We start from the raw sequence: 24,961 nt of genomic DNA on the forward strand, positions 1-24,961 counted from the left end.
TGTGGGGCTCAGCCGGCCGGTCAGCGCTCGTGCCGCCTCGACACGGCGGCGGCGAGCGCGCCGCCGACCGCGCCCAGCGCCAGCGCCGACGGCACCCCGATGCGCGCCGCCTTGCGCGCGGTGCGGAAGTCGCGGATCTCCCAGCCGCGCTCGCGGGCCAGCTCGCGCAGGTCGGCGTCCGGGTTGATCGCGACCGCCGTGCCGACCAGTGACAGCATGGGCACATCGTTGTAGCTGTCGGAATAGGCGGTGCAGCGCTTGAGGTTCAGCCCTTCGCGAACAGCCAGCTGCCGTACCGCGTGGGCCTTGCCGACGCCGTGCAGGATGTCGCCCACCAGGCGGCCGGTGAACACCCCGTTCTCCGACTCCGCCACCGTGCCCAGCGCGCCGGTGAAGCCCAGCCGGCGGGCGATCGTGTCGGCCAGCTCGAACGGTGTGGCGGTGACCAGCCACACCTGCTGGCCGGCGTCGAGGTGCATCTGCGCCAGTGCGCGGGTGCCGGGCCAGATCTTGTCGGCGATGATCTCGTCGTAGATTTCCTCGCCGACCGCGATCAGCTCGGCGGTCGACCGTCCCTCGATGAACGCCAGCGCCTTGCGCCGGCCCTCGGCGACATCGTCGCTGTTCTCCCGGCCGGTCAGCTGGAACTTGGCCTGCGCGTAGATGAATTTGGCCATGTCGCCGTAGGTGAAGTACTTGCGTGCGGCCAGGCCGCGGCCGAAGTGCACCAGCGACGAGCCCTGCACGAGCGTGTTGTCGACGTCGAAGAACGCGGCCGCGGTGAGGTCGGCGGGCGGCGGCAGGCTCGGCTCGGCAGCCTGCGGCCCCGGCTCGCGACGCGCGGCCATGCTGGCGTCGCGCGCGACGGCGCTGGCTTGCTCGGCGACCAACTTGTCGACGGCCCGCTCGGCGCTGGCATCACCTGCAAGCTCCTGGTCGTGGTCCCCGGAACCCATGGGACAACCCTAACTGCGACACTGGGTCGGGTGAGCCGCGCACACGTCGAGCTGTTGACCCGGGCCGGGTGCTCCATCTGCCAGCGGGTCTACCAACGTCTCACCGAACTGGCGGCCGAGCTCGATTTCGAGCTGTCGGCCACCGACGTCGACGCGGCTGCGGCCGCGGGGGACAACGCTTTACGCGCCGAATTCGGTGACCGGCTGCCGGTTGTGCTGCTCGACGGCCGCGAGCACAGCTACTGGGATGTCGACGTCGAACGGCTGCGTGCGGACCTGTCCCAGAGGTGAACACCGGCGGAATTTGGCCAGCTGCCTGCGCAGCGTTTACCGTGGAACTAAGTTTCACTAACGGAGCATTCCGTCACAGCGAGGGAGCGGGCCAGGTGATCGTGCCGTGAGCGTGCTGCTGTTCGGGGTGTCGCATCGGAGCGCTCCGGTTTCTGTTCTCGAGCAACTGTCCACCGACGAGTCGGACCAGCTCAAGATCATCGATCAGCTGCTGCAATCACCGCTGGTGACCGAGGCGATGGTGCTGTCGACCTGTAACCGTGTCGAGGTCTACGCGGTGGTCGACGCCTTCCACGGCGGTCTGTCGGCGATCGGCCAGGTGCTGGCCGACCACTCCGGCATGTCGATGGGTGATCTGACCAAATACGCCTACGTGCGCTACGCCGAGGCCGCCGTCGAGCATCTGTTCGCGGTCGCCAGCGGCTTGGACAGCGCGGTGATCGGCGAACAGCAGGTGCTGGGCCAGGTCCGCCGCGCCTACGCCACCGCCGAGGCCAACAAGACGGTCGGGCGCATCCTGCACGACCTGTCCCAGCGTGCGCTGTCGGTGGGCAAGCGGGTGCATTCCGAAACTGCGATCGACGCGGCGGGCGCCAGTGTGGTGTCCGTCGCACTGGACATCGCCGCGACCCGACTCGACGGTCTGGCCGGGTGTACCGCCGCCGTCGTCGGCGCCGGGTCGATGGGCGGGCTGTCGGTCGCGCACCTGCTGCGGGCCGGGATCACCCACATCGACGTCGTGAACCGGTCGCTGCCGCGCGCGGAGCGGCTGGCCGAGAACATCCGCGCCCAGGGCGCCACGGCGCGGGCCATGAGCCTCGAGGAGCTGCCGGCCGCGTTGGCCGCCGCCGATGTGGTGGTCAGCTGTACCGGGGCGGTCCGTCCGGTGGTGTCGCTGGCCGATGTGCACCACGCACTCGCCAGCGTCCGCCGCGACGAGACCGCTGCGCCACTGGTGCTCTGCGACCTGGGCATGCCCCGCGATGTCGACGCCGCCGTGAGCGGACTGCCCGGTGTGGCCGTCATCGACATGGACCGCGTGCAGCGCGAACCGTCGGCCCGGGCCGCGGCCACCGACGCCGAAGCCGCCCGCCAGATCGTCGCCGCCGAGGTTGCCAGCTACCTGACCGGCCAGCGGATGTCGGAAGTCACGCCCACGGTGACCGCGCTGCGTCAGCGCGCCGCCGATGTCGTCGAGTCCGAACTGCTGCGGCTGGACAACCGGTTGCCGGGCCTCGATGACGCCCAGCGCGACGAGGTCGCCCGCACGGTTCGCCGGGTGGTCGACAAGCTGCTGCACGCCCCGACAGTGCGGGTCAAGCAGCTGGCCAGCGCGCCCGGCGGGGACAGCTACGCCGAGGCGTTGCGGGAACTCTTCGAACTCGATCCACAGGCCGTCGATGCCGTGGCCGCAGGTGAATTGCCCCTGCTGGCACCGGAATTCGATCAGGGCCGAGCCGACGGTACCGGGTAGCACGGTTGGCCGGCAGTAACGACGCGGTGATCCGGATCGGTACCCGGGGCAGCCTGCTGGCGACCACGCAGGCCGGGACCATTAGAGACCAATTGATCGAGCGCGGGCATCGCGCCGAGTTGATCATCATCAGCACCGAGGGTGACCGATCGGACGCGCCCATCGCCGAAATCGGGGTCGGGGTGTTCACCGCCGCCCTGCGTGAAGCCATCGCCGACGGCCGCGTCGACATGGCGGTGCACTCGTACAAGGATTTGCCGACGGCATCCGACGACCGGTTCACCATCGCCGCGATACCCCGCCGGGAGGACGCCCGCGACGCCTTGGTGGCCCGCGACGGCATGGTCCTGGGGGAGTTGCCGGCAGGCTCGGTGATCGGCACGAGCTCTGTGCGACGGGCGGCGCAGCTTAGAGCACTGGGTCTCGGTTTGGAAATCCGCCCCCTACGAGGCAACCTAGATACCAGGTTGAACAGGGTAAGCAGTGGTGATCTCGACGCCATCGTGGTTGCCCGGGCGGGCCTGGCCCGCCTTGGACGACTCGGCGATGTCACCGAGACGCTGGAGCCGGTGCAGATGTTGCCAGCGCCGGCCCAAGGTGCGCTGGCGGTCGAGTGCCGCGCAGGCGACACCGAGCTCGTGGCGCTGTTGGGAGAACTCGATGATCCCGACACCCGCGCCGCGGTCACCGCGGAGCGGACCCTGCTGGCCGAACTGGAGGCGGGTTGTTCCGCACCGGTGGGCGCGATCGCCGAAGTGGTCGAGTCCATCGATGACGACGGCCGCGTCTTCGACGAGCTGTCACTGCGCGCATGCGTGGCGGCAGCAGACGGATCCGATGTGATTCGTGCGTCCGGAATCGGCACGCCCGGCCGGTCCGCAGAGCTGGGGCTCTCGGTGGCCGCGGAGTTGTTCGAGCTCGGTGCGCGCGAGGTGATGTCGGTACAACTCCGCGATGGAGCGGTAGAGCGGGAGTGAAGCGATGACTGGTCATGTGAGCGGTCGGGGACGTAAGGCGAAGCCGGGACACATCACGTTCGTCGGCTCGGGTCCAGGCGACCCCAACCTGTTGACGACGCGAGCCCGCACCGTGTTGTCCAATGCCGCGCTGGTATTCACCGATCCCGACGTGCCTCAGGCCGTCCTCAACGTGGTCGGCACCGAGCTGCCGCCGGCCGTCGGCCCGGCGCCGGCACCGGACGGCCCACCCGCCGAGGGTCACGACGAGACCGCCCCGCCGGTCGTCTCGGTCGGCCCGGACATCCGCCCCGCGCTGGGCGACCCCGTCGAGGTGGCCAAGACGCTGGTCCACGAGGCCAAGGCCGGTTTCGATGTGGTTCGCCTGGTCGCCGGTGACCCGCTGTCGATCGATTCGGTGATCACCGAGGTCAACGCCGTCGCCAAGGCTCACGCCGAGTTCGAGATCGTCCCCGGCCTGCCCGCCACCAGCGCGGTCCCGACCTATGCGGGCCTGCCGCTGGGCTCGGCGCACACCGTCGCCGATGTACGCGGCGAGGTCGACTGGGCGGCGCTGGCCGCCGCGCCCGGGCCGCTGATCCTCACCGCGAGCGCCTCGCACCTGCCGGAGGCCGCGCGTACCCTGATCGAGTACGGCCTGGCCGAGAGCACGCCCTGCGTGGTGACCTCCAACGGCACCACCTGTGGGCAGCGTTCGGTCGAGACCACCCTGCACGGCCTCACCGACCGCGCGACGCTGGCCTGCAACAGCGATCCGGCCGGCCCGCTGACCGGCACCCTGGTGGCCACCATCGGCAAGACCGTGGCGCATCGCGCCAAGCTGAACTGGTGGGAGAGCCGGGCCCTGTACGGCTGGACCGTGCTGGTGCCCCGCACCAAGGACCAGGCCGGCGAGATGAGCGACCGGCTGGTCGGTCACGGCGCGCTGCCGATCGAGGTGCCGACGATCGCCGTCGAGCCTCCGCGCAGCCCGGCCCAAATGGAAAGGGCCGTCAAGGGTTTGGTGGACGGCCGCTACCAGTGGGTGGTGTTCACCTCCACCAACGCGGTGCGTGCGGTGTGGGAGAAGTTCGGCGAGTTCGGCCTGGACGCCCGGGCGTTCTCCGGTGTGAAGATCGCCTGCGTGGGCGAGCAGACCGCCGATCGGGTCCGCGCGTTCGGCGTGAGCCCCGAACTGGTGCCCGCCGGTGAGCAGTCCTCGCTCGGTCTCCTCGACGAATTCCCGGAGTACGACAGCATTTTCGACCCGGTCAACCGGGTGTTGCTGCCGCGCGCCGACATCGCCACCGAGACGCTGGCCGAAGGTCTGCGCGACCGCGGCTGGGAGATCGAAGACGTCACCGCCTACCGGACCGTCCGCGCGGCACCGCCGCCTGCCGAGACCCGCGAGATGATCAAGACCGGCGGTTTCGACGCGGTGTGCTTCACCTCGAGCTCGACGGTGCGCAATCTGGTCGGCATCGCTGGTAAGCCGCACGCCCGCACCATCGTGGCGTGCATCGGGCCGAAGACCGCCGAGACGGCGGCGGAGTTCGGGCTGCGGGTCGACGTGCAGCCGGAGACCGCCGCGGTCGGACCGCTGGTCGACGCGCTCGCTGAGCATGCCGCCCGGCTGCGCGCCGAGGGCGCCTTGCCGCCGCCGCGCAAGAAGAGCCGACGCCGCTAAGGGGCTTTGGTGTCGTTCCCGCGTCAGCGTCCGCGCCGTTTGCGTTCCACTCCGGCGGTGCGCCGGTTGGTGGCCGAAACAACCGTGGAGCCAAGGCATTTGGTGCTGCCGATGTTCGTCGCCGACGGGATCGACGAGCCGCGGGAGATCGCCTCGATGCCGGGTGTCTATCAGCACACCCGCGACTCGTTGCGCCGCGCGGCAGAAGAGGCCGTGGCCGCCGGGGTCGGCGGGCTGATGCTGTTCGGAGTTCCGCGTGAGGAGGACAAGGACGCGTTGGGCTCGTGCGGTGTGGACGCCGACGGAATCCTCAACGTGGCGCTGCGCGACCTGGCCAAGGATCTCGGTGACGACACGGTGCTGATGGCCGACACCTGCCTCGACGAGTTCACCGACCACGGGCATTGCGGTGTGCTCGACGCTCGCGGTCGGGTCGACAACGACGCCACCAATATGCAGTACGTCAAACTCGCTGTCGCGCAAGCAGAGTCGGGTGCCCACGTGGTGGGTCCGAGCGGCATGATGGACGGCCAGGTGGCGGCCATCCGCGATGGGCTCGATGCGGCCGGATTCACCGATGTGCTGATCCTGGCGTACGCCGCGAAATTCGCCTCGGCGTTTTATGGGCCGTTCCGCGACGCGGTGGCCTCCAGCCTGCAGGGTGATCGGCGTACCTATCAGCAGGACAGCGGCAACGCGCGAGAAGCGTTGCGCGAGATCGCGCTTGACCTCGACGAGGGGGCCGACATCATCATGGTCAAGCCGGCCATGGCCTATCTGGACGTGGTGCGTGCGGCCGCCGACGTCTCACCGGTTCCGGTGGCCGCCTACCAGGTATCGGGGGAGTACGCGATGATCAGCGCCGCGGCGGCCAACGGTTGGATCGACGGGCGAGCCGCCGCACTGGAGTCGCTGACCAGCATTCGGCGCGCCGGGGCCGACATCGTGCTGACCTACTGGGCTGCTGACGTCGCGGGCTGGCTGGCGTGACCCACCAACCGCCGTCGGGGGCTCCCACGCGCCCAGCCGACGTCGACACCGGCTTCTGGCTGTGGTTGGTCGCGCTGCCGCTGATGGTCATCGGCTATCTCGCCGATGCCTACTTCACCGCGAGCAAGCATTCGTCGTACTTCGTCATCGGCATCACCGTGCTGTTCGCGGTGACCGTGTCGGCCGTGGTGGTGACGTTCCTGTTCTTGATGCGCTCCGGCTACCGATGGACGCGCACAGTCCTGACCGGCGGCGGCGTGGCCAGTGTCATCTACACCGCGGCCAGCCTGTTCAGCACTGACCGGGACACCGTGCAGGCGGTGATCTTCGCGGTCACCGGCATCATCGGCTCGGTGTTGATCCTGGGCGGGGCGTTCCTTCTGCACCGGCCGGACGCGCACGGGTTCTTCACCAAGTGACCGGATAGGCTGGCCCGACCATGACCGCAACCGAACCCCGGCCGCGTGCCTTGACCACGGCGTTCTGGCTGCTCGTGGCCGGCGCGGTGATGCTCATGGCTGGCGGGCTGGTGGCGGTGACCGCGACCATCCCCGCCGTGTTCCGTGGCGCCGGAGTCGTCTGCATTCTGGCCGGTGCGGCGATCGCGTTCCTTGCCGGGCGGGTCCGTAAGAACGGTGACGCGCGTTTCCGCCGCGCGACGCTGGCACTGACCCTCACCGTCGTCGTCCTGGTGTGTGTCGTCGCCGCGCTCGGCGTCGTCCACATCCTGGCGCTGCTGTCGGTGTTGCCGTTGATCGCGGGTGCGATGCTGTTGAGCCGCCCCGCGGCGGCCGGCTGGTCGCCCGGTGACGCCGCGGAGTCCGATGCCTGACGATCAGCTGCTCGAGCAGCCGGAACCGCCGCTGTTCTTCGAGAACGGCGCCAGTTGGTACTGGCTGCTGGCCGGGCCGGCGTCGGCGATCGCGATGCTGCTGATCCAGATCAAGGGCGGCGTGGGGTTCCAGCCGATCGTGCCGCTGATCTTCCTGGTGCTCGTCACGGGCTTCCTGGGCATTCAGGTCAAGGCCGCCCGCATCCACACCAGCGTTGAGTTGACCCGTGACGCCCTGCGTCAGGGCACCGAGGTCACGAAGCTGATCCATATCGTGCGGGTGTTCCCGCCGGCCGAGCACTCGGTGAAATCCAAAGAGCCACTGGAGAAGTGGCAGACTTCGCGGGCCCTCGGCGAGTTGTCCGGGGTCCCTCGCGGCCGCACCGGGATCGGGGTCGAGCTCACCGGGAAGCGCACCGCGCAGGCCTGGGCGCGCAACCACCGCGCCCTGCGGGCCGCGCTCACCGAGCTGGTCGAGGGCAAGACGGCGGATGCGTCGTGAGGCACCTCATTCAGCTGATCGTGGCGGCCTTGGCGGTGGCTGGCGCGGTGGTGACCGGACTGGCCGCGCGCAGCGTGGTCGTGGTGGCGCCGATCGCCGATGGTCAGCCTTCGACGACGTCGGCCGCCTTCGACCCGCCGCTGATGCTGCTGACCTGGTTGCTGATCACGGCGGCGGGGGTGCTGGCGGTGTTGGGTGTGGCAGGGCTGGTTCGGGCCAGGCGCGCCCGTGCCGTCAGAACACCCGCGTCTGACCCTCCAGCACCGGAACCGTCGTAGGCAGCTTGTAAGTCTCGACACCGTTGCGCCACATCACCGCGTCACGGGCGTGCTCGGGAAGGTGTTTGACCAGCCAGCGCGGGTCGTCGAACGTCCAGTGCGGGTAGTCGGAGGAGAACAGCAGGATCTTCTCGCACTCCATCCACTCGAACGCCCGCAACAGTTCGGTCTTGTCCTCGGGATAGTCCAGTGGCTGAGTGGTGAATTTGATGTGGTCCTTGACGTACTCGCTCGGCTTGCGCTTGATGTCCAGCCAGGACCTGCGGGCCGCATAGATGGCGTCCATCCGCCACATCAGCGGCAGGATCCAGTTGAAGGCGTGCTCCACGAACACGATCCGCAGCGTGGGGTAGCGGTCGAAGACGCCGTCGAAGATCAGGCTCATCACCTGATTCGCGGCCAGCAGCGAGTAGGTGACCATGAAGTCGTGGTTGTAGCTGGGGAAGCCGACCGGCGGGATGGGCAGGGTCTCGAATTTGCCCCGCCCCAGATGGCAGCTGACGGTGATGTCGTGTTTGGTGGCGGCCGCCCAGACCTGGTCGTACCGCGGATCGCCCCACGACGGCCGCGGTTCGGCCTTGATCAGGATCTGGGACATGAACGGGTGGCCCGCCCACGTCTCGATTTCTCGGGCCGCGCCGGCGGGGTCTTCGATCGCCACCGTGATCGATCCGCGCCAGCGCTGGTGCCAGTTGTTGCGGCTGTCCAGCCAGTGTTCGTCGAGCCAGCGGTTCGTCGCGACGGCCGACGCGTGGGACGCCTCGGGTAGCCGTCCCCCCGGAGCCAGCGGCTCCAGAATGCAGATATCGGCGCCGGCCTCCATGACGAGCTGGCGAAAGGCCAGGTCAGGGTCGCTGCCGGCGAACTCACCGTCGGGCGGGAAGGTGTCGGTGCGCATCGCGTAGGCGTGCGCGTAATCGGGGGCGTCGTAGTAGATCTGCTCGCCGATGGGGTGGGAGAGAAAGTACTTCGTGCGCCAGGGCTCGGGGATGTAGTCGATCAGTACGCCCCGGCGTGGAACCGGGTGGACGTCGGAATCCACACACCGCACCGCCACGTGTTCGGTCGGTGCTGACCGCTGTTCGATGTGGGTCAGAGTCATCCGGGTCATCTCTTCGTCGTCGGTGTATCCATTGTCCCACTTCAGGGCACGGCGCTTGGGCCGAAAAATTGAGTAGTCGCCTACGTATGTCGTCTCCTGCTCCGTCGTTCACAGTGGAATGCGGGGAGCGAGGAGGGGGCATGGGCCACATGGGCGATGCGTCGTCTGAGTTCTCGCGGGTGCCGTCGACCCTTCATGGCCAGCTGTTTCTGCTGGCTTTCGATCCGAAGAGCCGTCGATTCGACGGTTATGACGCCACGGTCTTCGGCTTCGCCCTGCGTACCGCGATGCTGACTGACCTTCTTGTCCGGGGTTTTTTGATGGAGCGCGCCGGCTGGCCCGTCCCGGCGCGGGCGGCAAGTCCCGATAACGCGATCTTGCGTGCGGCATTTGCCCAGGTGGGGGTGCACAATCGCGCGACCTGGGCGCAGCTGGTGGTCGGCAATGCGCAGGAGGCGATCTGCGCGGTCCGCGAGCAGCTGGTCAACGAGGGCTGGCTGCGGACCCGACGACACCCCGGGTGCGTCGTCTCCGATGCGTGCCTCGAGCCGTATGACGATTCCCGCGTCCGCGCCTTGGCCGACAAAGTGAGCGCAGCGGTCCGCAACGCGATCGCGGGCCTCCCGGCGGAGCCCTGGTCACTGGCATGCGGGCTGCTCGCCGTGCTGGCCGAGCTGCCCGGTGTGGCCGAGTTGGCCGCCGACGTCCACGACTGGGATCGGCTCGACGAATTCGCGACCGGCGCTCTGGTGCCCGTCTCCGGGTTGATCGAAACGATCCGGCATCACCGCGGGTGCCAACCGGGCATGGCGGGTGGATCACCGTGACCGGGAGCGAGCCCAGGCGACTGTGGTCGGTGCCCCTGCCGAGTAGTTCGGACGACGATGCCGAGCCGCCGGACACCGACGATCCCGACCCTCCGGAGGAGGACACCCAGGTGCTGCTGTGGTGATTCGGTAGGCACTGGACAATATACCCCCTAGGGGTATCATCGACGTATGACGACGACCGATCTTCAGTTGAGCGGCATGAGCTGCGCGTCGTGCGCGGCCCGGATCGAACGCGGCCTCAATGACCTGGAGGGCGTGCAGGCCACGGTGAACTTCGCCGTCGAGCGCGCGCACATCGAACACGGGCCACAGGTGTCGGAGCACGATCTGATCCATGCCGTCGAATCCACCGGATACGGCGCCTCGGTGATCGACCACTCCGGTCACGGGCAGAACCACATGGACCATGACGTCCCCGCAGAACAGTTGCGGCCCAGGCTGATTGGGTCGGCGGTGCTGGCGGTCCCCGTGGTGGCGCTGTCGATGGTGATGCCGTGGCAGTTCAACGGCTGGTTGTGGGTGGTCCTGGCGCTGACCACGCCGATCGTGTTCTGGGGCGGCTATCCGTTCCACAAGGCGGCGATCAACAGTGCTCGGCATGGGGCCTCGACGATGGATACCCTGGTATCGCTCGGCACGCTGGCCGCCTACCTGTGGTCGCTGTACGCAATCCTGACCGGGGCCGCCGCGCACGGTCACGGTCATGTGTATTTCGAAGTGGCCGCCGCGGTGACGGTGTTCCTGTTGGCCGGCCGTTATGCCGAGGCAAAGGCCAAGCGGTCAGCGGGCGCCGCGTTGCGCGCGCTGCTGTCCTTGGGGGTCAAGGACGCCACGGTGATGCGCGACGACACTGAGGTGCGAATCCCAGTGGGGGAGTTGCACGTTGACGACGTGATCGTGGTTCGGCCCGGTGAACGGGTGGCTACCGACGGTGTCGTCGTGGACGGTGCTTCGGCACTGGACACCTCGGCGATGACCGGCGAGTCGGTGCCCGTCGATGTGCGCGCCGGTGACGAGGTGCTCGGCGGGGCGGTGAACACCTACGGTCGGATTCTGGTGCGCGCCAAGCGAGTTGGCGCCGACACGCAGCTGGCCCGGATGGCCCGGATGGTTGCGGACGCGCAGAGCGGGAAGGCATCCATCCAGCGGCTGGCCGACCGGGTGTCGGCGGTCTTCGTGCCGGTCGTGTTGGTCATCGCGGCGGTCACCCTGGGTGCGTGGCTGCTGCTCGGCGGTTCGGCCACGGCGGCGTTCACCGCGGCGGTGGCCGTGCTGATCATCGCCTGCCCGTGCGCGCTCGGCCTCGCGACGCCGACCGCGATCCTGGTCGGCACCGGCCGCGGCGCACAGCTCGGGGTGCTGATCAAGGAACCGCAAGTCCTCGAAACCGTCACCGGCATCGACGCTGTCGTCCTCGACAAGACCGGCACGGTGACCACCGGCACGATGGCCGTCGCGGACGTCGAGACCGAGTCCGGCGCCGATGCCGCCGACGTGCTGGCTCAGGCTGCGGCAGTCGAATCCGCGTCCGAGCACCCGGTGGCCGCGGCGATCGTCGCTGCCGCCCGCGAGCGCGGCGTGGCCGTGCCTGCGGTGGCCGATTTCGCCAACGACCCCGGCACCGGGGTCAGCGGGGTTGTCGACGGGATCCGGGTGCGGGTGGCCCGCGCCTCCGACGATGACGGGCGCACCAGCGTCGAGGTCATCACCGACGGCACCCGGCAAGGGGTGATCCGACTGGTCGACGCGGTCAAGCCGACGAGTGCCGAGGCCATCGCCGAGCTGAAGGCGATGGGCATCACGCCGATCTTGTTGACCGGTGACAACCCGGCGGTCGCGGCACGGGTGGCCGCGGAGGTCGGCATCGCGGCCGAGAACGTCATCGCGGGGGTGCTGCCCTCGCAGAAGGCTGACGCGATCAGCCGGTTGCAGGCGCAGGGGCGCAAGGTCGCGATGGTCGGTGACGGGGTCAACGATTCGGTGGCGCTGGCTACTGCCGATGTCGGCATGGCGATGGGAACCGGCACCGACGCCGCGATCGAGGCGGGCGACATCACGCTGGTCCGCGGGGACCTGAGGACCGTGCCGACCGCGCTGCGGCTGTCGTCGCGCACGCTGCGGATCATCAAGCAGAACCTGTTCTGGGCGTTCGGCTACAACGTCGCGGCCATACCGCTGGCGGCGCTGGGCCTGCTGAACCCGATGATCGCCGGCGCCGCGATGGCGTTCTCCTCGGTGCTGGTGGTGACCAACAGCCTGCGCCTCAAGCGCTTCCGCTGATCTCGCCCAAACCGACGATCGGCAGGGAAAGTGCGAGACGAGGCATGCAGAACGTCGATCTCGGCGAGGAGTGACGCTGGTCACGAACCCGTTGGTACAAAGTGCGGAATCTGTAACACTGTTGCACATGACCGACCTCGCCGAATCTGACTCCGCGACCGACGCACTACCGCTGGGCCCGCAGTCTCTGGTGTGGCGCTACTTCGGTGACAACCGGATGTTCCTGATCGGACCGCGCCCGGCGGTGCTGCAGAACATGCTGGCCGAGCTCGGCCAGGGCGTCCTGGACCATTCGGTGTTCTTCGCCGACACCGCCGCCCGGGTGAAGCGCTCGTTGCCGCCGATCTTCCGCACTGTCTACGGCAGCGAGGACGACAACGCCGGAACCCAGGTCCGCGACTTCCACCACAACATCAAGGGTGATATGCCCGACGGAAGCCGCTACCACGCGCTGGACCCCGATACCTACTTCTGGGCGCACGCCACGTTCTTCGACCAGGCGCTCTACTTCGCCGACACGTTCGTCAAGAAGCTGTCGCGCGCGGAGAAGGAGCAGATGTACCTGGAGTCCAAGACCTGGTACCGCCGCTACGGCGTCAGCGATCGCCCGATGCCCGCCGACTACGCCGAGTTCGAGCGCTACTGGGACCGGATGATCAACGAGGTTCTGGTCGCCCACTCCACGGCGAAATACGGGGTCGGCTACGTCACCAAGGGATTCCCGAAGCCCAAGGCGGTCAACCCGATCGTCTGGCGTCTGGTGGCACCGGTGTTCAACCCGGTGGCGGCGTTCCTGACCACCGGTGGCATGCCGCCGCGCACCCGCGAGATCCTCGGCCTGCCGTGGAGCGAGCGCAAGGAACGCAACTATCAACGGTTCGCGGCGTTTTGGCGCTCGCGTCCGGTGAACTGGCTGTGGGATCATCTTCCGATGAATGTCCGCTACAACGGTTACGCCAGAGCGGGATTCGCGCGGGCGGGGCATGCCTGACCAATCGACCGAAGCGATCCTCGACGCCGCGCTCGTCGAGTTCGACCAGCATGGCATCCGCCGGGTCGCTCTCGACGATGTGGCGCGCCGCGCGGGGGTGAGCCGGACGACGATCTACCGCCGCTTCGCCAACAAGGACGATCTGGTGTCTGCCGTTATGGATCGGGAGAACCTGCGCCTCTTCGCCGATATCGCTGACGAGCTCAAAACTGCACGCCCGCAGTCGAATTACTATGTCGAAGCTTTCACGCAGGCGATCCTGCGAACTCGTCGGCACCGAGTGCTCAACCGGATGGTGCTGGATGAGCCCGCGCTGACCTTGGAACTGGCTCGCCGGCACTACGCTGCCGCGGTGCAGCGCATCGAGGCGGCGCTGCAGGTGATCTTCCCGCCCGGCTTTTCCGAGCGGATCGGGCCGCAAGCCGTCCATGAACTCGCCGACAACATCTGGCGCTACGCTTTGATGGCGATGTTGCTGCCCAGCCCGGTGCCGCTCGAAACTGCCGACGATATAAGGGCTTTCGCGACCAAGCACTTTCTGCCCAGCCTGCCCGAAGCGCTGCGCGCCGTGCCGGTCTAGTTACCGGAGGGGCAGTCCAGATCTACATAGGCGGTAGGTGATGATCGGTGCACATCGGTGACGGTGCACTGGCCCAAATCTCCGTTGGATTGCCCGTTGAACTGCACCTGGTAGCCCTGGGCCTGTAGTTGGCTGATGACGTCGGGCGCCGAACCGGTTCCCGACGAGGACACGATGTGCGCGACGCTGACGAGTGCTGCCGCAATGAGGTTGCTGTACATACCTTTAGATAGGTATGGAGGTTACAACCCCTACGTGCTCTTGGGTGGGGCCAGGACCTCGACGACTCCGTTGCGCTCACGAACTTCAAAGTGCGGCAACGGCTTCGGTGCAATCGGCAGAGCGTGGGTGATCACCACGCCGGCCGGGGAGAACGACGTCGAGTGGCACGGGCAGCGCAACCGGTCGTCCCCCTGGTCGAACCACAGCTTGCAGCCCTGATGGGTGCACACGCCTGACACGGCATCGACCCGGCCGTTGACCCGGCGGACGAAGCCGCTGACCGAGCCCAAGTCGAAGGCGTGCACCGCTCCTTCGGGTAGGTCGCCGCTGGCCGTCACGGTCTGCCAGGATCCGTCGGTGGGAACCAGCTCCGAGTCGGCGGCTTGCTGGTCATCGGTGCGCGGCCGGACGACCAGCCGGTCCACCGACACGCCCGCCACCGCAGCCGTTGCCGCCGCGGACGTGCCGACAATCACCTGCCGGCGAGTGGCCGACATGCGTGTCTTCGGCGGTGGTGTGTTCGTCAAAGATGCCGTATCCGAGGACATTTCGGCGGCCAACCGCGCCTTCAGACTGTCGACGAATTCCGGTCGCGGTTCGCCGGCGTCTTCACGGGCGGCGGTCAGGTCGATCGCTGTGCGCAGCTGCGCCGCCTCGAACTCATCGGGGGTGAACGGCTTCGGCTGACGGCCGGCGAGCATGTCGTCGATGTAGCGGGCAAGATTGCGGCGGGTCATGGCAATGCCCCCTCGCTGATCTGCGCGGCCAGCCGCAACGCTCGATGTTGCAGCACTTTGGCGTTCGCGACGCTGATGCCGAGCGTACTGGCCGCTTCCCGCACCGAACAGCCTTGGAGAAAGCGCAGTTCCAGGACGCGGCGGTAGTTGTCGGGCAGTGCATTCAGCAGCACGGCGACGCGCTGCGGGGCGGTGCTCGGTGCGGCTGGGCCGAAGACGGTGGCGGGGACGTCCTCGATGGTGGTGATCTCGGTGCCCAGGGTTGCCCGCCAATGCGCCGCCAATACGGTGCGAGCGGTGGCGCGCAGATACGCGCGCACTTCGGCGATGCTGGCCGTCAGGCGCAGTGGGCGCATCGCGGCCAGGAACACCTCCGAGGTCAGGTCCTCGGCGTCGGCGCGATTTCCCACCCGGCCGAAGATCAGCCGGTAGACCCAGGTGATGTTGTCGTCGTAGACGGCTTCCCAATTCGGATAGCGCGCTTCGGCGACCAGACGTAGATCTGGTCGCGGGCGTCGATCGTCCTCGGCCGCCATCGTGGTGTGCCTTCCGCTCATCGATAAGAGATAGGCGGCGGGGTTACACGACTCGGGTGTGTAACCACTGCCCTACCTCTTGATGAGACGGTCCGCGCCGCGGACTTGGTTCAGCCGAGGAGGCAGGTTTCATGCACCACATCCGTATGGCGCTGGCGTGCGCAGCGGTCGCCGTCGGCGTCGCCGCATGCTCCACACCGGCGAAGGCCCCACCACCGTCGGTCGACTTCGGACCCAACGGCGGGACGTCGGTCGGCATGCCAGGCATGTCGAGCATGCCCGGGATGCCGGGCACGATGCCGCAGGCAACAACGGTCGCGCCGCCCGTCGCCGGGACGGCGGTGAACATCACCAACTTCGCGTTCGCGCCGGCCACCCTCACGGTCAAGGTCGGCGAGACCGTCACGTGGACGAACAAGGACGAGGAACCACACAACGTCGTCGCCAACGACGGGTCCTTCCGTTCGCCGGGCATGGACTCGAATGCCACCTACAGCTACACGTTCACCAAGACGGGCAGCTTCGACTACATCTGCGGCATCCACCCGTTCATGCACGGCACCGTGGTGGTGAACGCATGACCGGCGACCCCCACCAGATGAGCCGGCGGCAGCTGATCCGCCACGGCGCCTCGTTCGGCGCGGCAGTCGGGCTGGCCGTCGTCGGCGGCGAGGTGCTGTCCCACGTCGCGACCGCTCCGGCGGCCACCGACACCCGACCCACCCTCCGATTCGCCCAGATCAGCGACAGCCACATCGGGTTCACCGGCAGCGCCAACCCCGACGTCACGGGATCCTTCGAGCGGGCCATCCGGCAGATCAACAGCCTCGGATACACCCCGGATTTCGTCATCCACACCGGTGACCTGACCCATCTGGCAACGCCGGCCCAGTTCGATCAGGTCAACCAGATGATGGGCGGCCTGAACACCCCGCATGTGTTCACCGTCCCCGGTGAGCATGACTCGGTGGACGACGCCGGGCAGAAGTACCGGGCGGTCTTCGGTGCGGGCACCCGCGGCGACGGCTGGTACAGCTTCGACATCGCCGGTGTGCACGTCATCGGGTTGGTCAACACGCTGAACCTCAAGAAGCTCGGGCACCTGGGAGCCGACCAGTTGGAGTTCATCGAGAAGGACGTGGCGCCGCTGTCGTCGGACACTCCGATCATCGTGTTCAGTCACATCCCGCTGTTCGCGATGTACCCGGACTGGGGCTGGGGCACCGACGACGCCACCCAGGCGCTGAGCTACCTGCGCCGGTTCTCGTCGGTGACCTGTCTGAACGGCCATGTGCACCAGCTGTTTTCGAAGACCGAAGACAATGTCACGTTCTACAGCGGTACGACCACCGCCTATCCGCTGCCGCATCCGGGCGACGGGCCCGCGCCCAAGCCGCTCACCCTGCCTGCTGGCCAGCTCCACGACGCCCTTGGCATCCGCGAGGTCAGCTACACCAAGGGCCAGACCATGCTGGCGCTGAAGGAGGAGACGCTGCAATGACCCGTCTGGTCAATTTCGGAATCGCCGCCAGCCTGCTCGTCAGTGCGGCCAGCCACGGATACCTCTACCTGCACGGCTACTCCTATATCCCGGGCATCGGACGGGGATTCCTGGTGCTGACGAGTGTCTTCGTGGCGCTGGCGATCCTGATCGCCGTCGGCGGCCCCGCGTGGTTGCGCGCAGTCGCGTTGGTGGGTGGGGTCGGTTCGCTTGGGGCCTTCGCACTGTCGCGGACCGTCGGGCTGCAGGGATTCCTCGAGCACGGCTGGCAGCCCGCACCCCATGCACTGATCAGCGTGCTCGCCGAGGCGATCACCGTGGTTCTGTGTGCGTGGTCGCTGTTCAGGACCGGCTCAGCAGTACCGCGTTCTCGAACGGCAGCATCCTGAACAGTAGCCGCCATGGGCCCGAAACGTGAGGAGCGGCTTCGGCTTTGGGCATCATCCGTGGATTGCTGACGGTGAAAGTCCGGCCATAACGCTTGAGCCGGCCTCCGCCGGCGGCGGTGATGTTCTTCAACCAGTCGCGATTGGGTCCATAGGTCAGCAGGATCGCGATGCCGTCGTCGGTGGTGAAGACGGTCAGCGGGGCGCGGTAGTGCGTGCCGGAGCGGCGTCCGACGTGTTCGAGGATCCCCATCGTGGGAACGAAGCCGGCCCACAGCCGCTGCACAGGATTGGTGACATACCGGTTGAACCTGGCCAGCCATTGCGGCAGTTGCATGCCCCGATCAAACTCCCACCCACCGCGTACCTCAAGCCCCGCGGCACACGAGATTGAGCTCACACACAGGTCCACTCGAACTTCTCCTGCATGGCGTCAATCTCACGGAAATACGCAGGTCGGCTGTGGCGGATGTGACGTTCGCCCCTACTCCTACACCCTGTAGTTGAGCATCCCCGCAGTCTGGGACACTGGTGGCCATGAGCAGTACGGATCAGGCCGCCTCCACGGCGGCATCGGCCGGTCTGTTCGCCGACGCCTGCGCGGTCATCCCCGGCGGAGTGAACTCGCCGGTCCGGGCCTTCAACTCCGTCGGCGGCACGCCCCGCTACATCACCTCGGCCAAGGGCTACTGGCTGACCGACGCCGACGACAACCGCTACATCGACCTGGTGTGCTCCTGGGGCCCGATGATCCTCGGTCACGCGCACCCCGCCGTCGTCGAGGCGGTGCAACGCGCCGCCGCCGACGGGCTGTCGTTCGGGGCGCCCACTCCCGGTGAGACCGAGCTGGCCGCTGAGATCGTTGCCCGGGTGAAGCCGGTCGAACGGGTGCGGCTGGTCAACTCCGGCACCGAGGCCACGATGAGCGCGGTGCGCCTGGCGCGCGGCTTCACCGGCCGCTCCAAGGTCATCAAGTTCTCCGGCTGCTACCACGGCCACGTCGACGCCCTGCTGGCCGACGCCGGCTCGGGCGTCGCCACCCTGGGTCTGCCGTCCTCCCCGGGCGTCACCGGCGCCACCGCCGCCGACACGATCGTGTTGCCCTACAACGACGTCGACGCGGTCGAAGAGTCGTTCGGCAAGTTCGGCGACACCATCGCCGCGGTGATCACCGAAGCCTGCCCGGGCAACATGGGCGCCGTCCCGCCGCAGCCCGGCTACAACGCCGCCCTGCGGCGTATCACCGCCGAGCACGGTGCCCTGCTGATCGTCGACGAAGTGATGACCGGCTTCCGGATGAGCCGAAGTGGTTGGTATGGAATCGATCCCGTCGACGCCGACCTGTTCACCTTCGGCAAGGTGATGAGCGGTGGGCTGCCCGCAGCGGCGTTCGGTGGCCGCAGAGACGTCATGGAGAAGCTCGCCCCGCTGGGCCCGGTGTACCAAGCAGGCACCCTGTCCGGGAACCCGGTGGCGGTGGCCGCCGGCCTGGCCACCCTGCGCAATGCCGACGACGCGGTCTACGCGGCCCTGGACGCCAACGCCGACCGGTTGGCAGGCCTGCTCGCCGATGCGCTCACCGAAGCCGGTGTCGCCCATCAGGTTCCGCGGGTCGGCAACTTCCTGTCGGTGTTCTTCACCGACTCCCCGGTGACGAACTTCGCCGAGGCGAAGGCCAGCGAGACCTGGCGGTTCCCGGCGTTCTTCCACGCCCTGCTCGACGCCGGCGTGTACGCCCCGCCGAGCGCCTTCGAAACCTGGTTCGTCTCAGCCGCACTCGACGATGCCGCCTTCGACCGGATCGCCGACGCTCTGCCGGCCGCAGCGCGCGCGGCCGCAGGAGCCAAGCAATGACCGAACGCACGACGGTTCACGTGATGCGCCACGGCGAAGTTCACAACCCGGAGGGCATCCTCTACGGGCGCCTGCCCGACTTCCACCTCTCCGAACGGGGACGCGCCCAGGCTGAGGCCGTGGCCAGCTGGCTGGCCGCTCGTGACATCGTCTACGTCGTGGCCTCGCCGCTGGAGCGGGCGCAGGAAACCGCGGCCCCGATCGCCCGCCATCACGGCCTTGCCATCGACACCGACGACGAACTCATCGAGTCGCACAACGTCTTTCAGGGGGAGAAGGTCTCGCCGGGCGACGGCGCGCTGCGCGATCCGCGCAACTGGTGGCACCTGCGCGACCCGCGCAAACCAACCTGGGGTGAGCCCTACCGTGAGATCGCCGAGCGAATGAAGCGCGCCGTGGACCGTGCCCGCGTCAAGGGGGCCGGCCACGAGGCGGTCTGCGTCAGCCATCAGCTTCCGGTCGAGACGCTGCGCCGATCGATGACCGGTGCGCAGCTGCACCACTTCCCGACTCGGCGGCTGTGCAACCTGGCATCGCTGACATCGTTCTACTTCGACGGGGACGACTACGTCGGCTGGGGATACGCGGAGCTCGCCGGGCAGTGAAGCGGCTGTTGGTCTCCCTGGTGGCAGCGTCGGTGTTGGCCGGCTGCTCCACCGGTGACGACGCCGTCGCTCAGGGTGGCACGTTCGAATTCGTCGCCCCCGGCGGCAAGACCGACATCTTCTACGACCCGCCCGCCAGCCGTGGCACTCCGGGACCGGTGTCCGGGCCGGAGTTGATGGATACCTCGAAGACATTGTCGCTCAAGGACTTCGAGGGCAGGGTCGTGGTCATCAACGTCTGGGGCCAGTGGTGCGGGCCGTGCCGGTCCGAGATCACTCAACTGGAGCAGGTCTACACCCAGACCCGCGATCTGGGGGTCGCGTTCCTCGGTATCGACGTGCGGGACAACGACATCAGCGCACCCCGGGACTTCGTCGTCGACCGCAAAGTGACGTTCCCCTCGATCTACGACCCTGCAATGCGCACCATGATCGCCTTCGGCGGCAAGTACCCCGCCACGGTGATCCCGTCGACGGTCGTGCTCGACCGGCAGCATCGGGTGGCCGCGGTGTTCCTGCGTGAACTCCTTGCCGAGGATCTGCTGCCGGTGGTGCAGCGGCTGGCCGCCGAACCGAAACCGGCTGCACCATGACCGGTTTCGCCCAGACCGCCGCCGCGGGCCCGCTTCTGCTGGCCCTGGGCGTGTGCGTGCTCGCGGGGCTGGTGTCGTTCGCCTCGCCGTGTGTGGTGCCGCTGGTGCCCGGTTACCTGTCCTACCTGGCGGCGGTCGTCGGGGTGGACGACACGGCCGGGCCGGTGGCGCTGCGGACACAGCGCCTGCGAGTGGCCGGGTCGGCGCTGTTGTTCGTGGCCGGCTTCACCGTGGTGTTCGTGCTCGGCACGGTCGCGGTGCTGGGCATGACCACCTCTTTGATCACCAATCAGCTTGTGCTGCAGCGGGTCGGCGGGGTGCTGACGATCGTCATGGGCCTGGCGTTCATCGGCTTCATCCCCGCGCTGCAGCGGCAGGCACGCTTCACGCCGAAACGGCTCGCCGGTGTGGCGGGCGCCCCGCTGCTGGGCGCGGTGTTCGGGCTGGGCTGGACGCCCTGCCTGGGCCCGACGCTGACCGGCGTGATCACCGTCGCCTCGGCCACCGACGGCGCCAGCGTTGCCCGTGGTGTCGCCCTGGTGATCGCGTACTGCCTAGGCCTCGGTATCCCGTTCGTGGTGCTGGCGCTCGGATCGAGCTGGGCGACCAACGGATTGGGCTGGTTGCGCCGTCACACCCGGACAATTCAGATCATCGGTGGTGTGCTGTTGATCGCCGTCGGGCTGGCGCTGGTCACCGGCTTGTGGAACGACTTCATCTCGTGGGTGCGCGACGCCTTCGTCTCCGACGTGAGGCTGCCGATTTGAAATCCGTCGTCACACTGATCCGCACCCTCTGGCGGGCGCTGACCTCCATGGGCACCGCCCTGGTGCTGCTGTTCCTGCTCGCGCTCGCCGCGGTGCCCGGCGCGCTGCTGCCGCAGCGCAGCCTCAATGACGCGAAGGTCGAGCAGTACATCGCCGAGCACAACATCATCGGGCCGTGGCTCAATCGCCTGCAGTTCTTCGAGGTGTTCTCCAGCTTCTGGTTCACGGCCATCTATGTGCTGCTGTTCATCTCGCTGGTGGGCTGTCTGACGCCGCGGATGATCGAACACGTCAAAAGCCTGCGCGCGGTGCCGGTTGCGGCCCCGCGCAACCTGTCCCGGCTGCCCAAGTACGCCACCGCCGAGGTCACCGGTACACCGGACACCGTCGCCGACAACATCTCCGGACGGCTCAAAGGCTGGCGGCGCGTCACCCGTCAGACCGACGACGTCACGGAGATCTCGGCCGAGAAGGGCTACCTGCGCGAATTCGGCAACATCGTTTTCCACTTCTCGCTGCTCGGCCTGCTGGTGGCGATCGCGGTCGGCAAGCTGTTCGGCTACGAGGGCAACGTCATCGTCATCGCCAACGGTGGACCCGGTTTCTGTTCGGCGTCACCGGCGGCATTCGACTCGTTCCGCGCCGGCAACAGCGTCGACGGCACCTCCCTGTATCCGATGTGCCTGCGCGTCAATGACTTCCAGGCCCACTACCTGCCCAATGGGCAGGCCCTGTCGTTCGCGTCGAACATCGACTACCAGGCCGGCGACGACCTGGCCGCCGGCACGTGGCGGCCTTACCGGCTCGAGGTCAACCATCCGCTGCGCATCGGCGGCGACCGGGTCTACCTGCAAGGCCACGGTTATGCGCCGACGTTCACCGTCACCTTCCCGAACGGTCAGCAGCGCACCCAGACCCTGCAGTGGCGCCCCGATGATCCGCGCACGCTGCTGTCCTCCGGCGTGATCCGCGTCGATCCGCCCGGCGGCATGTACCCGGACGCCACCGAGCGGCGCAAGCATCAGCTGGCGATCATGGGCCTGTTCGCGCCCACCGCCGAGCTCGCCGGCACCCTGCTGTCGTCGAAGTATCCGGCGGCCAACGACCCGGCCGTGGCCGTCGACATCTACCGTGGTGACACCGGCCTGGACACCGGGCGGCCGCAGTCACTGTTCACCCTCGACCCGCGGCTCATCGAGCAGAAGCGCCTCACCAAGGTCAAGCGCATCAATCTGAAGCAGGGCGAGGAGGTCAAGCTCGACGACGGCACCGTGGTCCGCTTCGATGGCGCCACCCCGTTCGTCAACCTGCAGGTCTCGCACGATCCCGGTCAGGTGTGGGTGCTGGTGTTCGCGATGTCGATGATGGGCGGGCTGCTGGTGTCGCTGATTGTGCGTCGGCGCAGGGTGTGGGCGAAGATTTCACCAGGAGAAACGCCCGGTACCGTAAACGTCGAGCTGGGCGGTCTGGCCCGCACCGACAACTCCGGGTGGGGCAGCGAGTTCGAGAAGCTCACTGAGCGAATGTTGCCGGACCTGCCGGAACAGGAGCCGTCGAAAGAGAAGGTCGCACGCGCATGAACACCGAGCACATCGACATCGGGCTGGCCCGCTATTCGGACTGGGCGTTCACGTCGTCGGTGGTTGTCCTGGTCCTGGCGCTGCTGCTGCTGGCCGTCGAACTGGCCTACAGCCGAGGCCGCAAGGTCGAGGCCCGCGAGCTGGTCTCCGCCGGAGTCACCGCCGACAGCGACCGCCCTGGCGTCGTCGTCGAGAACCAGAAACGCTCCGCCGACGAGCGCATCGGCAAGGCCGGCCTGTCGCTGGTCTACGTCGGCATCGCGCTGTTGTTCGTCTGCATCGTGTTGCGCGGGCTGGCCACCGCCCGTGTGCCGTGGGGCAACATGTACGAGTTCATCAACCTCACGAGCTTCTGCGGTCTGATCGCAGCCTCGATCGTCTTGCGCAGGCCGCAGTACCGCACGCTGTGGGTTTTCGTACTCGTTCCTGTGCTCATTCTGCTGACCGTCTCGGGCCGCTGGCTCTACACCAATGCCGCGCCGGTGATGCCTGCGCTGCAGTCGTACTGGCTGCCCATTCACGTCTCGGTGGTCAGCCTCGGTTCGGGTGTCTTCCTGGTCGCCGGTGTGGCGAGCATCCTGTTCCTGTTGAAGATGTCACCGCTGTCCGACCCTGGTCGGGAAGGTCGGCTGGCGCAGATCGTGCAGCGGCTGCCCGACGCCCAGACCCTGGACCGAATCGCTTACCGCACCACGATTTTCGCGTTCCCGATCTTCGGCTTCGGCGTCATCTTCGGCGCCATCTGGGCCGAGGAGGCCTGGGGCCGGTACTGGGGCTGGGATCCCAAGGAGACGGTGTCGTTCATCGCCTGGGTGGTCTACGCCGCATACCTGCATGCCCGCTCGACGGCGGGCTGGCGCGACAAGAAAGCCGCGTGGATCAACGTCGTGGGCTTCGTCGCGATGGTCTTCAATCTGTTCTTCATCAACCTGGTGACAGTCGGCCTGCACTCGTACGCCGGAGTGAGCTGACGCGGCTGTGCGCTAGGGTTCAAAGGACCCACGAATAACCACTCGACCCGAAACGATATGTCAGGGGGAAGTGCACGTGTCCACTCCTCATGGGTCCCGCCAGGGCCATGAATTAACTGATGCGACAACGGTATTCCGCACCGAACAGCGGTTCACCGATCCGGCTACTGCCGCACCCGAATCCGAGCCCGACTGGCTGGCGTCCACGCCGCCCATCGGCATCCCGATGGATCCGCTGACACCGGCCGCGCCGCTGTTCAACCAGTACGTCGCCGAGCATCCGGTGCCGTCCTACCGGCCGTCGGTTCCGCAGACCCCGTACCCGGATCTGTCGACCGGCGCGCTGCTGCGTCAGGCCAAGCCGGCCCCCACAAGCGGCTGGCGCAGGTGGCTCTATCTGGCGTCGGGCAAACTCATCAACGTCGGTGAGGGACAGCGAGCCGCGCACCACACCAACCTCGTCGCGCAGGTGAACCGCCCGCTCAAGGGCTGCTACAAGATCGCGCTGCTGTCGCTCAAGGGCGGTGTCGGCAAGACGACGATCACCGCCACCCTGGGCGGCACGATCGCCTCGATCCGAGGCGATCGGGTGGTGGCCGTCGACGCCAATCCCGACCGCGGAACGTTGAGCCAGAAGGTCCCGCTGGAGACGCCGGCCACCGTGCGGCACCTGCTGCGCGACGCCGAAGGTATCGAGCGCTACAGCGATGTCCGCGGCTACACCTCACAGGGCCCGAGCCGACTGGAGGTGCTGGCCTCCGAGAGCGACCCCGCGGTATCCGAGGCGTTCAGCGCCGCGGACTACGACAAGGCCCTCGCGGTGCTGGAGCGGTTCTACAGCCTGGTGCTCACCGACTGCGGAACCGGCTTGCTGAACTCGGCGATGTCGTCGGTGCTGTCCCAGGCCGATTCACTGATCGTGGTGAGCTCGGGTTCGGTGGACGGCGCGCGCAGCGCGTCGGCGACGCTGGACTGGCTGGACGCCCACGGTCACCAGGACCTGGTGCGCCGGTCGGTGTGCGTGATCAATGCGGTTCGGCCGCGCTCGGGCAAGGTCGACATGCAGAAGGTGGTGGACCATTTCTCGCGGCGCTGCCGCGCGGTGTGCGTCGTGCCGTTCGACCCGCACCTCGAAGAGGGCGCCGAGATCGACCTGGATCGGTTGAAGCCGAAGACCCGCGAAGCGTTGGTTCAGCTTGCGGCCGTGGTCGCCGACGGATTTCCGGCCGTCGACGTCAACGAGCGGTTCGGCTAGCGAGGGTTGTTGTCGCCGTGGCTCAGTCGCCACAGGAAGTCGGGATCGTCGTCCGGGCCGACAACCCTGGTCTTCGGCCGGTGCGCCTGGGCGCGAACCGCACGCCAGCCGACGTAGACGGCCGCGGCGATGATGAGAACCAACAGCAGGTACAGCACGAAAACCTCCTTTGTCCGAATATACGCGCGTCGGTAGGCTCGGCGCG

General features: G+C 67.8%; 31 protein-coding genes. 24 read left to right on the forward strand and 7 right to left on the reverse strand.

Annotated features, from left to right (window positions below):
* Nucleotides 1–20: 20 nt before the first annotated feature.
* A complete protein-coding gene (locus K0O64_RS03705; RefSeq protein WP_220046044.1) occupies nt 21–956 on the reverse strand; it encodes an HAD family hydrolase in 936 nt (311 codons plus the stop codon).
* Between the two features lie 30 nt (nt 957–986).
* Between K0O64_RS03705 and K0O64_RS03710 the strand changes: the two genes are divergently transcribed.
* The 9 genes from K0O64_RS03710 (at nt 987) to K0O64_RS03750 (ending at nt 7,966) form a co-directional block, all read left to right on the forward strand.
* Entirely contained in the window at nt 987–1,247 is a 261-nt protein-coding gene (locus K0O64_RS03710; protein ID WP_071947708.1) for a glutaredoxin family protein, read from the forward strand.
* A gap of 106 nt (nt 1,248–1,353) precedes the next feature.
* Nucleotides 1,354–2,721, forward strand: a complete 1,368-nt coding sequence (locus tag K0O64_RS03715; RefSeq protein ID WP_071947707.1) for a glutamyl-tRNA reductase — start codon at nt 1,354–1,356, stop codon at nt 2,719–2,721.
* 26 nt (nt 2,722–2,747) lie between these two features.
* Entirely contained in the window at nt 2,748–3,698 is a 951-nt protein-coding gene (gene hemC / locus K0O64_RS03720; RefSeq protein ID WP_071950104.1) for a hydroxymethylbilane synthase, read from the forward strand.
* A 16-nt stretch (nt 3,699–3,714) separates the two neighbouring features.
* Entirely contained in the window at nt 3,715–5,364 is a 1,650-nt protein-coding gene (locus tag K0O64_RS03725) for a bifunctional uroporphyrinogen-III C-methyltransferase/uroporphyrinogen-III synthase (protein WP_220046466.1), read from the forward strand.
* A gap of 9 nt (nt 5,365–5,373) precedes the next feature.
* Nucleotides 5,374–6,354, forward strand: a complete 981-nt coding sequence (hemB, locus tag K0O64_RS03730; protein WP_071947705.1) for a porphobilinogen synthase — start codon at nt 5,374–5,376, stop codon at nt 6,352–6,354.
* Nucleotides 6,351–6,773, forward strand: coding sequence for a hypothetical protein (locus K0O64_RS03735; protein ID WP_083542725.1), 423 nt, complete (start codon nt 6,351–6,353; stop codon nt 6,771–6,773). Before hemB ends, K0O64_RS03735 begins: the two co-directional genes overlap by 4 nt.
* Nucleotides 6,774–6,793: 20 nt before the next feature.
* On the forward strand, nt 6,794–7,186 hold the full coding sequence (locus K0O64_RS03740; RefSeq protein WP_220046045.1) for a hypothetical protein: 393 nt from the start codon (nt 6,794–6,796) through the stop codon (nt 7,184–7,186).
* Nucleotides 7,179–7,688 (forward strand): transport-regulating membrane protein Mce1N, encoded by a 510-nt coding sequence (gene mce1N / locus K0O64_RS03745; RefSeq protein ID WP_071947703.1) that lies wholly within the window; start codon nt 7,179–7,181, stop codon nt 7,686–7,688. Before K0O64_RS03740 ends, mce1N begins: the two co-directional genes overlap by 8 nt.
* On the forward strand, nt 7,685–7,966 hold the full coding sequence (locus tag K0O64_RS03750) for a hypothetical protein (protein WP_071947702.1): 282 nt from the start codon (nt 7,685–7,687) through the stop codon (nt 7,964–7,966). Before mce1N ends, K0O64_RS03750 begins: the two co-directional genes overlap by 4 nt.
* On the opposite strand, the gene K0O64_RS03755 is transcribed toward K0O64_RS03750, so the two are convergent.
* On the reverse strand, nt 7,923–9,068 hold the full coding sequence (locus tag K0O64_RS03755) for an amidohydrolase family protein (RefSeq protein ID WP_220046046.1): 1,146 nt from the start codon (nt 9,066–9,068) through the stop codon (nt 7,923–7,925). The genes K0O64_RS03750 and K0O64_RS03755 overlap by 44 nt on opposite strands.
* Nucleotides 9,069–9,208: 140 nt before the next feature.
* Between K0O64_RS03755 and K0O64_RS03760 the strand changes: the two genes are divergently transcribed.
* From K0O64_RS03760 to K0O64_RS03775, 5 genes are all read left to right on the forward strand, one after another.
* Entirely contained in the window at nt 9,209–9,895 is a 687-nt protein-coding gene (locus K0O64_RS03760; RefSeq protein ID WP_220046047.1) for a GOLPH3/VPS74 family protein, read from the forward strand.
* Nucleotides 9,892–10,020: a hypothetical protein gene (locus tag K0O64_RS30130; RefSeq protein ID WP_256385472.1), complete on the forward strand. Its 129-nt coding sequence runs from the start codon at nt 9,892–9,894 to the stop codon at nt 10,018–10,020. Before K0O64_RS03760 ends, K0O64_RS30130 begins: the two co-directional genes overlap by 4 nt.
* 46 nt (nt 10,021–10,066) lie before the next feature.
* Nucleotides 10,067–12,178, forward strand: coding sequence for a heavy metal translocating P-type ATPase (locus K0O64_RS03765; protein WP_220046048.1), 2,112 nt, complete (start codon nt 10,067–10,069; stop codon nt 12,176–12,178).
* 127 nt (nt 12,179–12,305) lie between these two features.
* Entirely contained in the window at nt 12,306–13,169 is an 864-nt protein-coding gene (locus K0O64_RS03770) for an oxygenase MpaB family protein (RefSeq protein ID WP_220046049.1), read from the forward strand.
* Complete coding sequence (locus K0O64_RS03775) at nt 13,114–13,749, forward strand: TetR/AcrR family transcriptional regulator (RefSeq protein ID WP_425574744.1); 636 nt, start codon at nt 13,114–13,116, stop codon at nt 13,747–13,749. Before K0O64_RS03770 ends, K0O64_RS03775 begins: the two co-directional genes overlap by 56 nt.
* On the opposite strand, the gene K0O64_RS03780 is transcribed toward K0O64_RS03775, so the two are convergent.
* The 3 genes from K0O64_RS03780 to K0O64_RS03790 are packed head-to-tail and all read right to left on the reverse strand — an operon-like array spanning nt 13,746 to nt 15,244.
* The gene (locus K0O64_RS03780; protein WP_071947697.1) at nt 13,746–13,970 is read right to left on the reverse strand and encodes a hypothetical protein; all 225 of its coding nucleotides are present in this window, start codon (nt 13,968–13,970) and stop codon (nt 13,746–13,748) included. The two genes, K0O64_RS03775 and K0O64_RS03780, sit on opposite strands and share 4 nt — an antisense overlap.
* 30 nt (nt 13,971–14,000) lie before the next feature.
* Nucleotides 14,001–14,708 carry a Rieske (2Fe-2S) protein gene (locus tag K0O64_RS03785; protein WP_071947696.1) on the reverse strand — a complete coding sequence of 236 codons (708 nt, stop codon included), beginning with the start codon at nt 14,706–14,708 and terminating at the stop codon, nt 14,001–14,003.
* On the reverse strand, nt 14,705–15,244 hold the full coding sequence (locus K0O64_RS03790; RefSeq protein WP_071947695.1) for an RNA polymerase sigma factor: 540 nt from the start codon (nt 15,242–15,244) through the stop codon (nt 14,705–14,707). Before K0O64_RS03790 ends, K0O64_RS03785 begins: the two co-directional genes overlap by 4 nt.
* A gap of 131 nt (nt 15,245–15,375) precedes the next feature.
* Between K0O64_RS03790 and K0O64_RS03795 the strand changes: the two genes are divergently transcribed.
* From K0O64_RS03795 to K0O64_RS03805, 3 genes are read left to right on the forward strand one after another with little or no spacing between them, the layout of a single operon-like run.
* Nucleotides 15,376–15,825 carry a cupredoxin domain-containing protein gene (locus tag K0O64_RS03795; RefSeq protein WP_071947694.1) on the forward strand — a complete coding sequence of 150 codons (450 nt, stop codon included), beginning with the start codon at nt 15,376–15,378 and terminating at the stop codon, nt 15,823–15,825.
* Nucleotides 15,822–16,745 carry a metallophosphoesterase family protein gene (locus K0O64_RS03800; RefSeq protein ID WP_220046050.1) on the forward strand — a complete coding sequence of 308 codons (924 nt, stop codon included), beginning with the start codon at nt 15,822–15,824 and terminating at the stop codon, nt 16,743–16,745. The genes K0O64_RS03795 and K0O64_RS03800 overlap by 4 nt, the downstream gene beginning before the upstream one ends.
* On the forward strand, nt 16,742–17,134 hold the full coding sequence (locus K0O64_RS03805; protein ID WP_071947692.1) for a hypothetical protein: 393 nt from the start codon (nt 16,742–16,744) through the stop codon (nt 17,132–17,134). The genes K0O64_RS03800 and K0O64_RS03805 overlap by 4 nt, the downstream gene beginning before the upstream one ends.
* Here the strand turns inward: K0O64_RS03805 and K0O64_RS03810 are convergent.
* Nucleotides 17,088–17,468 (reverse strand): nitroreductase family deazaflavin-dependent oxidoreductase, encoded by a 381-nt coding sequence (locus K0O64_RS03810; RefSeq protein WP_220046051.1) that lies wholly within the window; start codon nt 17,466–17,468, stop codon nt 17,088–17,090. The two genes, K0O64_RS03805 and K0O64_RS03810, sit on opposite strands and share 47 nt — an antisense overlap.
* Before the next feature lie 200 nt (nt 17,469–17,668).
* Between K0O64_RS03810 and hemL the strand changes: the two genes are divergently transcribed.
* The 7 genes from hemL to K0O64_RS03845 all read left to right on the forward strand — a co-directional run bounded on the left by hemL (nt 17,669) and on the right by K0O64_RS03845 (nt 24,756).
* Nucleotides 17,669–18,985, forward strand: a complete 1,317-nt coding sequence (gene hemL, locus K0O64_RS03815) for a glutamate-1-semialdehyde 2,1-aminomutase (RefSeq protein WP_220046052.1) — start codon at nt 17,669–17,671, stop codon at nt 18,983–18,985.
* Nucleotides 18,982–19,590 (forward strand): histidine phosphatase family protein, encoded by a 609-nt coding sequence (locus K0O64_RS03820; protein ID WP_220046053.1) that lies wholly within the window; start codon nt 18,982–18,984, stop codon nt 19,588–19,590. Before hemL ends, K0O64_RS03820 begins: the two co-directional genes overlap by 4 nt.
* Nucleotides 19,587–20,183, forward strand: coding sequence for a TlpA disulfide reductase family protein (locus K0O64_RS03825; RefSeq protein ID WP_096309902.1), 597 nt, complete (start codon nt 19,587–19,589; stop codon nt 20,181–20,183). The genes K0O64_RS03820 and K0O64_RS03825 overlap by 4 nt, the downstream gene beginning before the upstream one ends.
* Nucleotides 20,180–20,950: a cytochrome c biogenesis CcdA family protein gene (locus K0O64_RS03830; RefSeq protein WP_220046054.1), complete on the forward strand. Its 771-nt coding sequence runs from the start codon at nt 20,180–20,182 to the stop codon at nt 20,948–20,950. Before K0O64_RS03825 ends, K0O64_RS03830 begins: the two co-directional genes overlap by 4 nt.
* 47 nt (nt 20,951–20,997) lie before the next feature.
* Entirely contained in the window at nt 20,998–22,530 is a 1,533-nt protein-coding gene (resB, locus tag K0O64_RS03835) for a cytochrome c biogenesis protein ResB (protein ID WP_220046467.1), read from the forward strand.
* Complete coding sequence (ccsB, locus tag K0O64_RS03840; RefSeq protein WP_071947685.1) at nt 22,527–23,501, forward strand: c-type cytochrome biogenesis protein CcsB; 975 nt, start codon at nt 22,527–22,529, stop codon at nt 23,499–23,501. Before resB ends, ccsB begins: the two co-directional genes overlap by 4 nt.
* Before the next feature lie 76 nt (nt 23,502–23,577).
* On the forward strand, nt 23,578–24,756 hold the full coding sequence (locus K0O64_RS03845; RefSeq protein WP_220046055.1) for a MinD/ParA family ATP-binding protein: 1,179 nt from the start codon (nt 23,578–23,580) through the stop codon (nt 24,754–24,756).
* Here the strand turns inward: K0O64_RS03845 and K0O64_RS03850 are convergent.
* Nucleotides 24,753–24,914 carry a hypothetical protein gene (locus K0O64_RS03850; protein WP_096309908.1) on the reverse strand — a complete coding sequence of 54 codons (162 nt, stop codon included), beginning with the start codon at nt 24,912–24,914 and terminating at the stop codon, nt 24,753–24,755. The two genes, K0O64_RS03845 and K0O64_RS03850, sit on opposite strands and share 4 nt — an antisense overlap.
* Between the last annotated feature and the right edge of the window lie 47 nt (nt 24,915–24,961).

The organism is Mycolicibacterium pallens (genome assembly GCF_019456675.1).
GTDB lineage: Bacteria > Actinomycetota > Actinomycetes > Mycobacteriales > Mycobacteriaceae > Mycobacterium > Mycobacterium crocinum.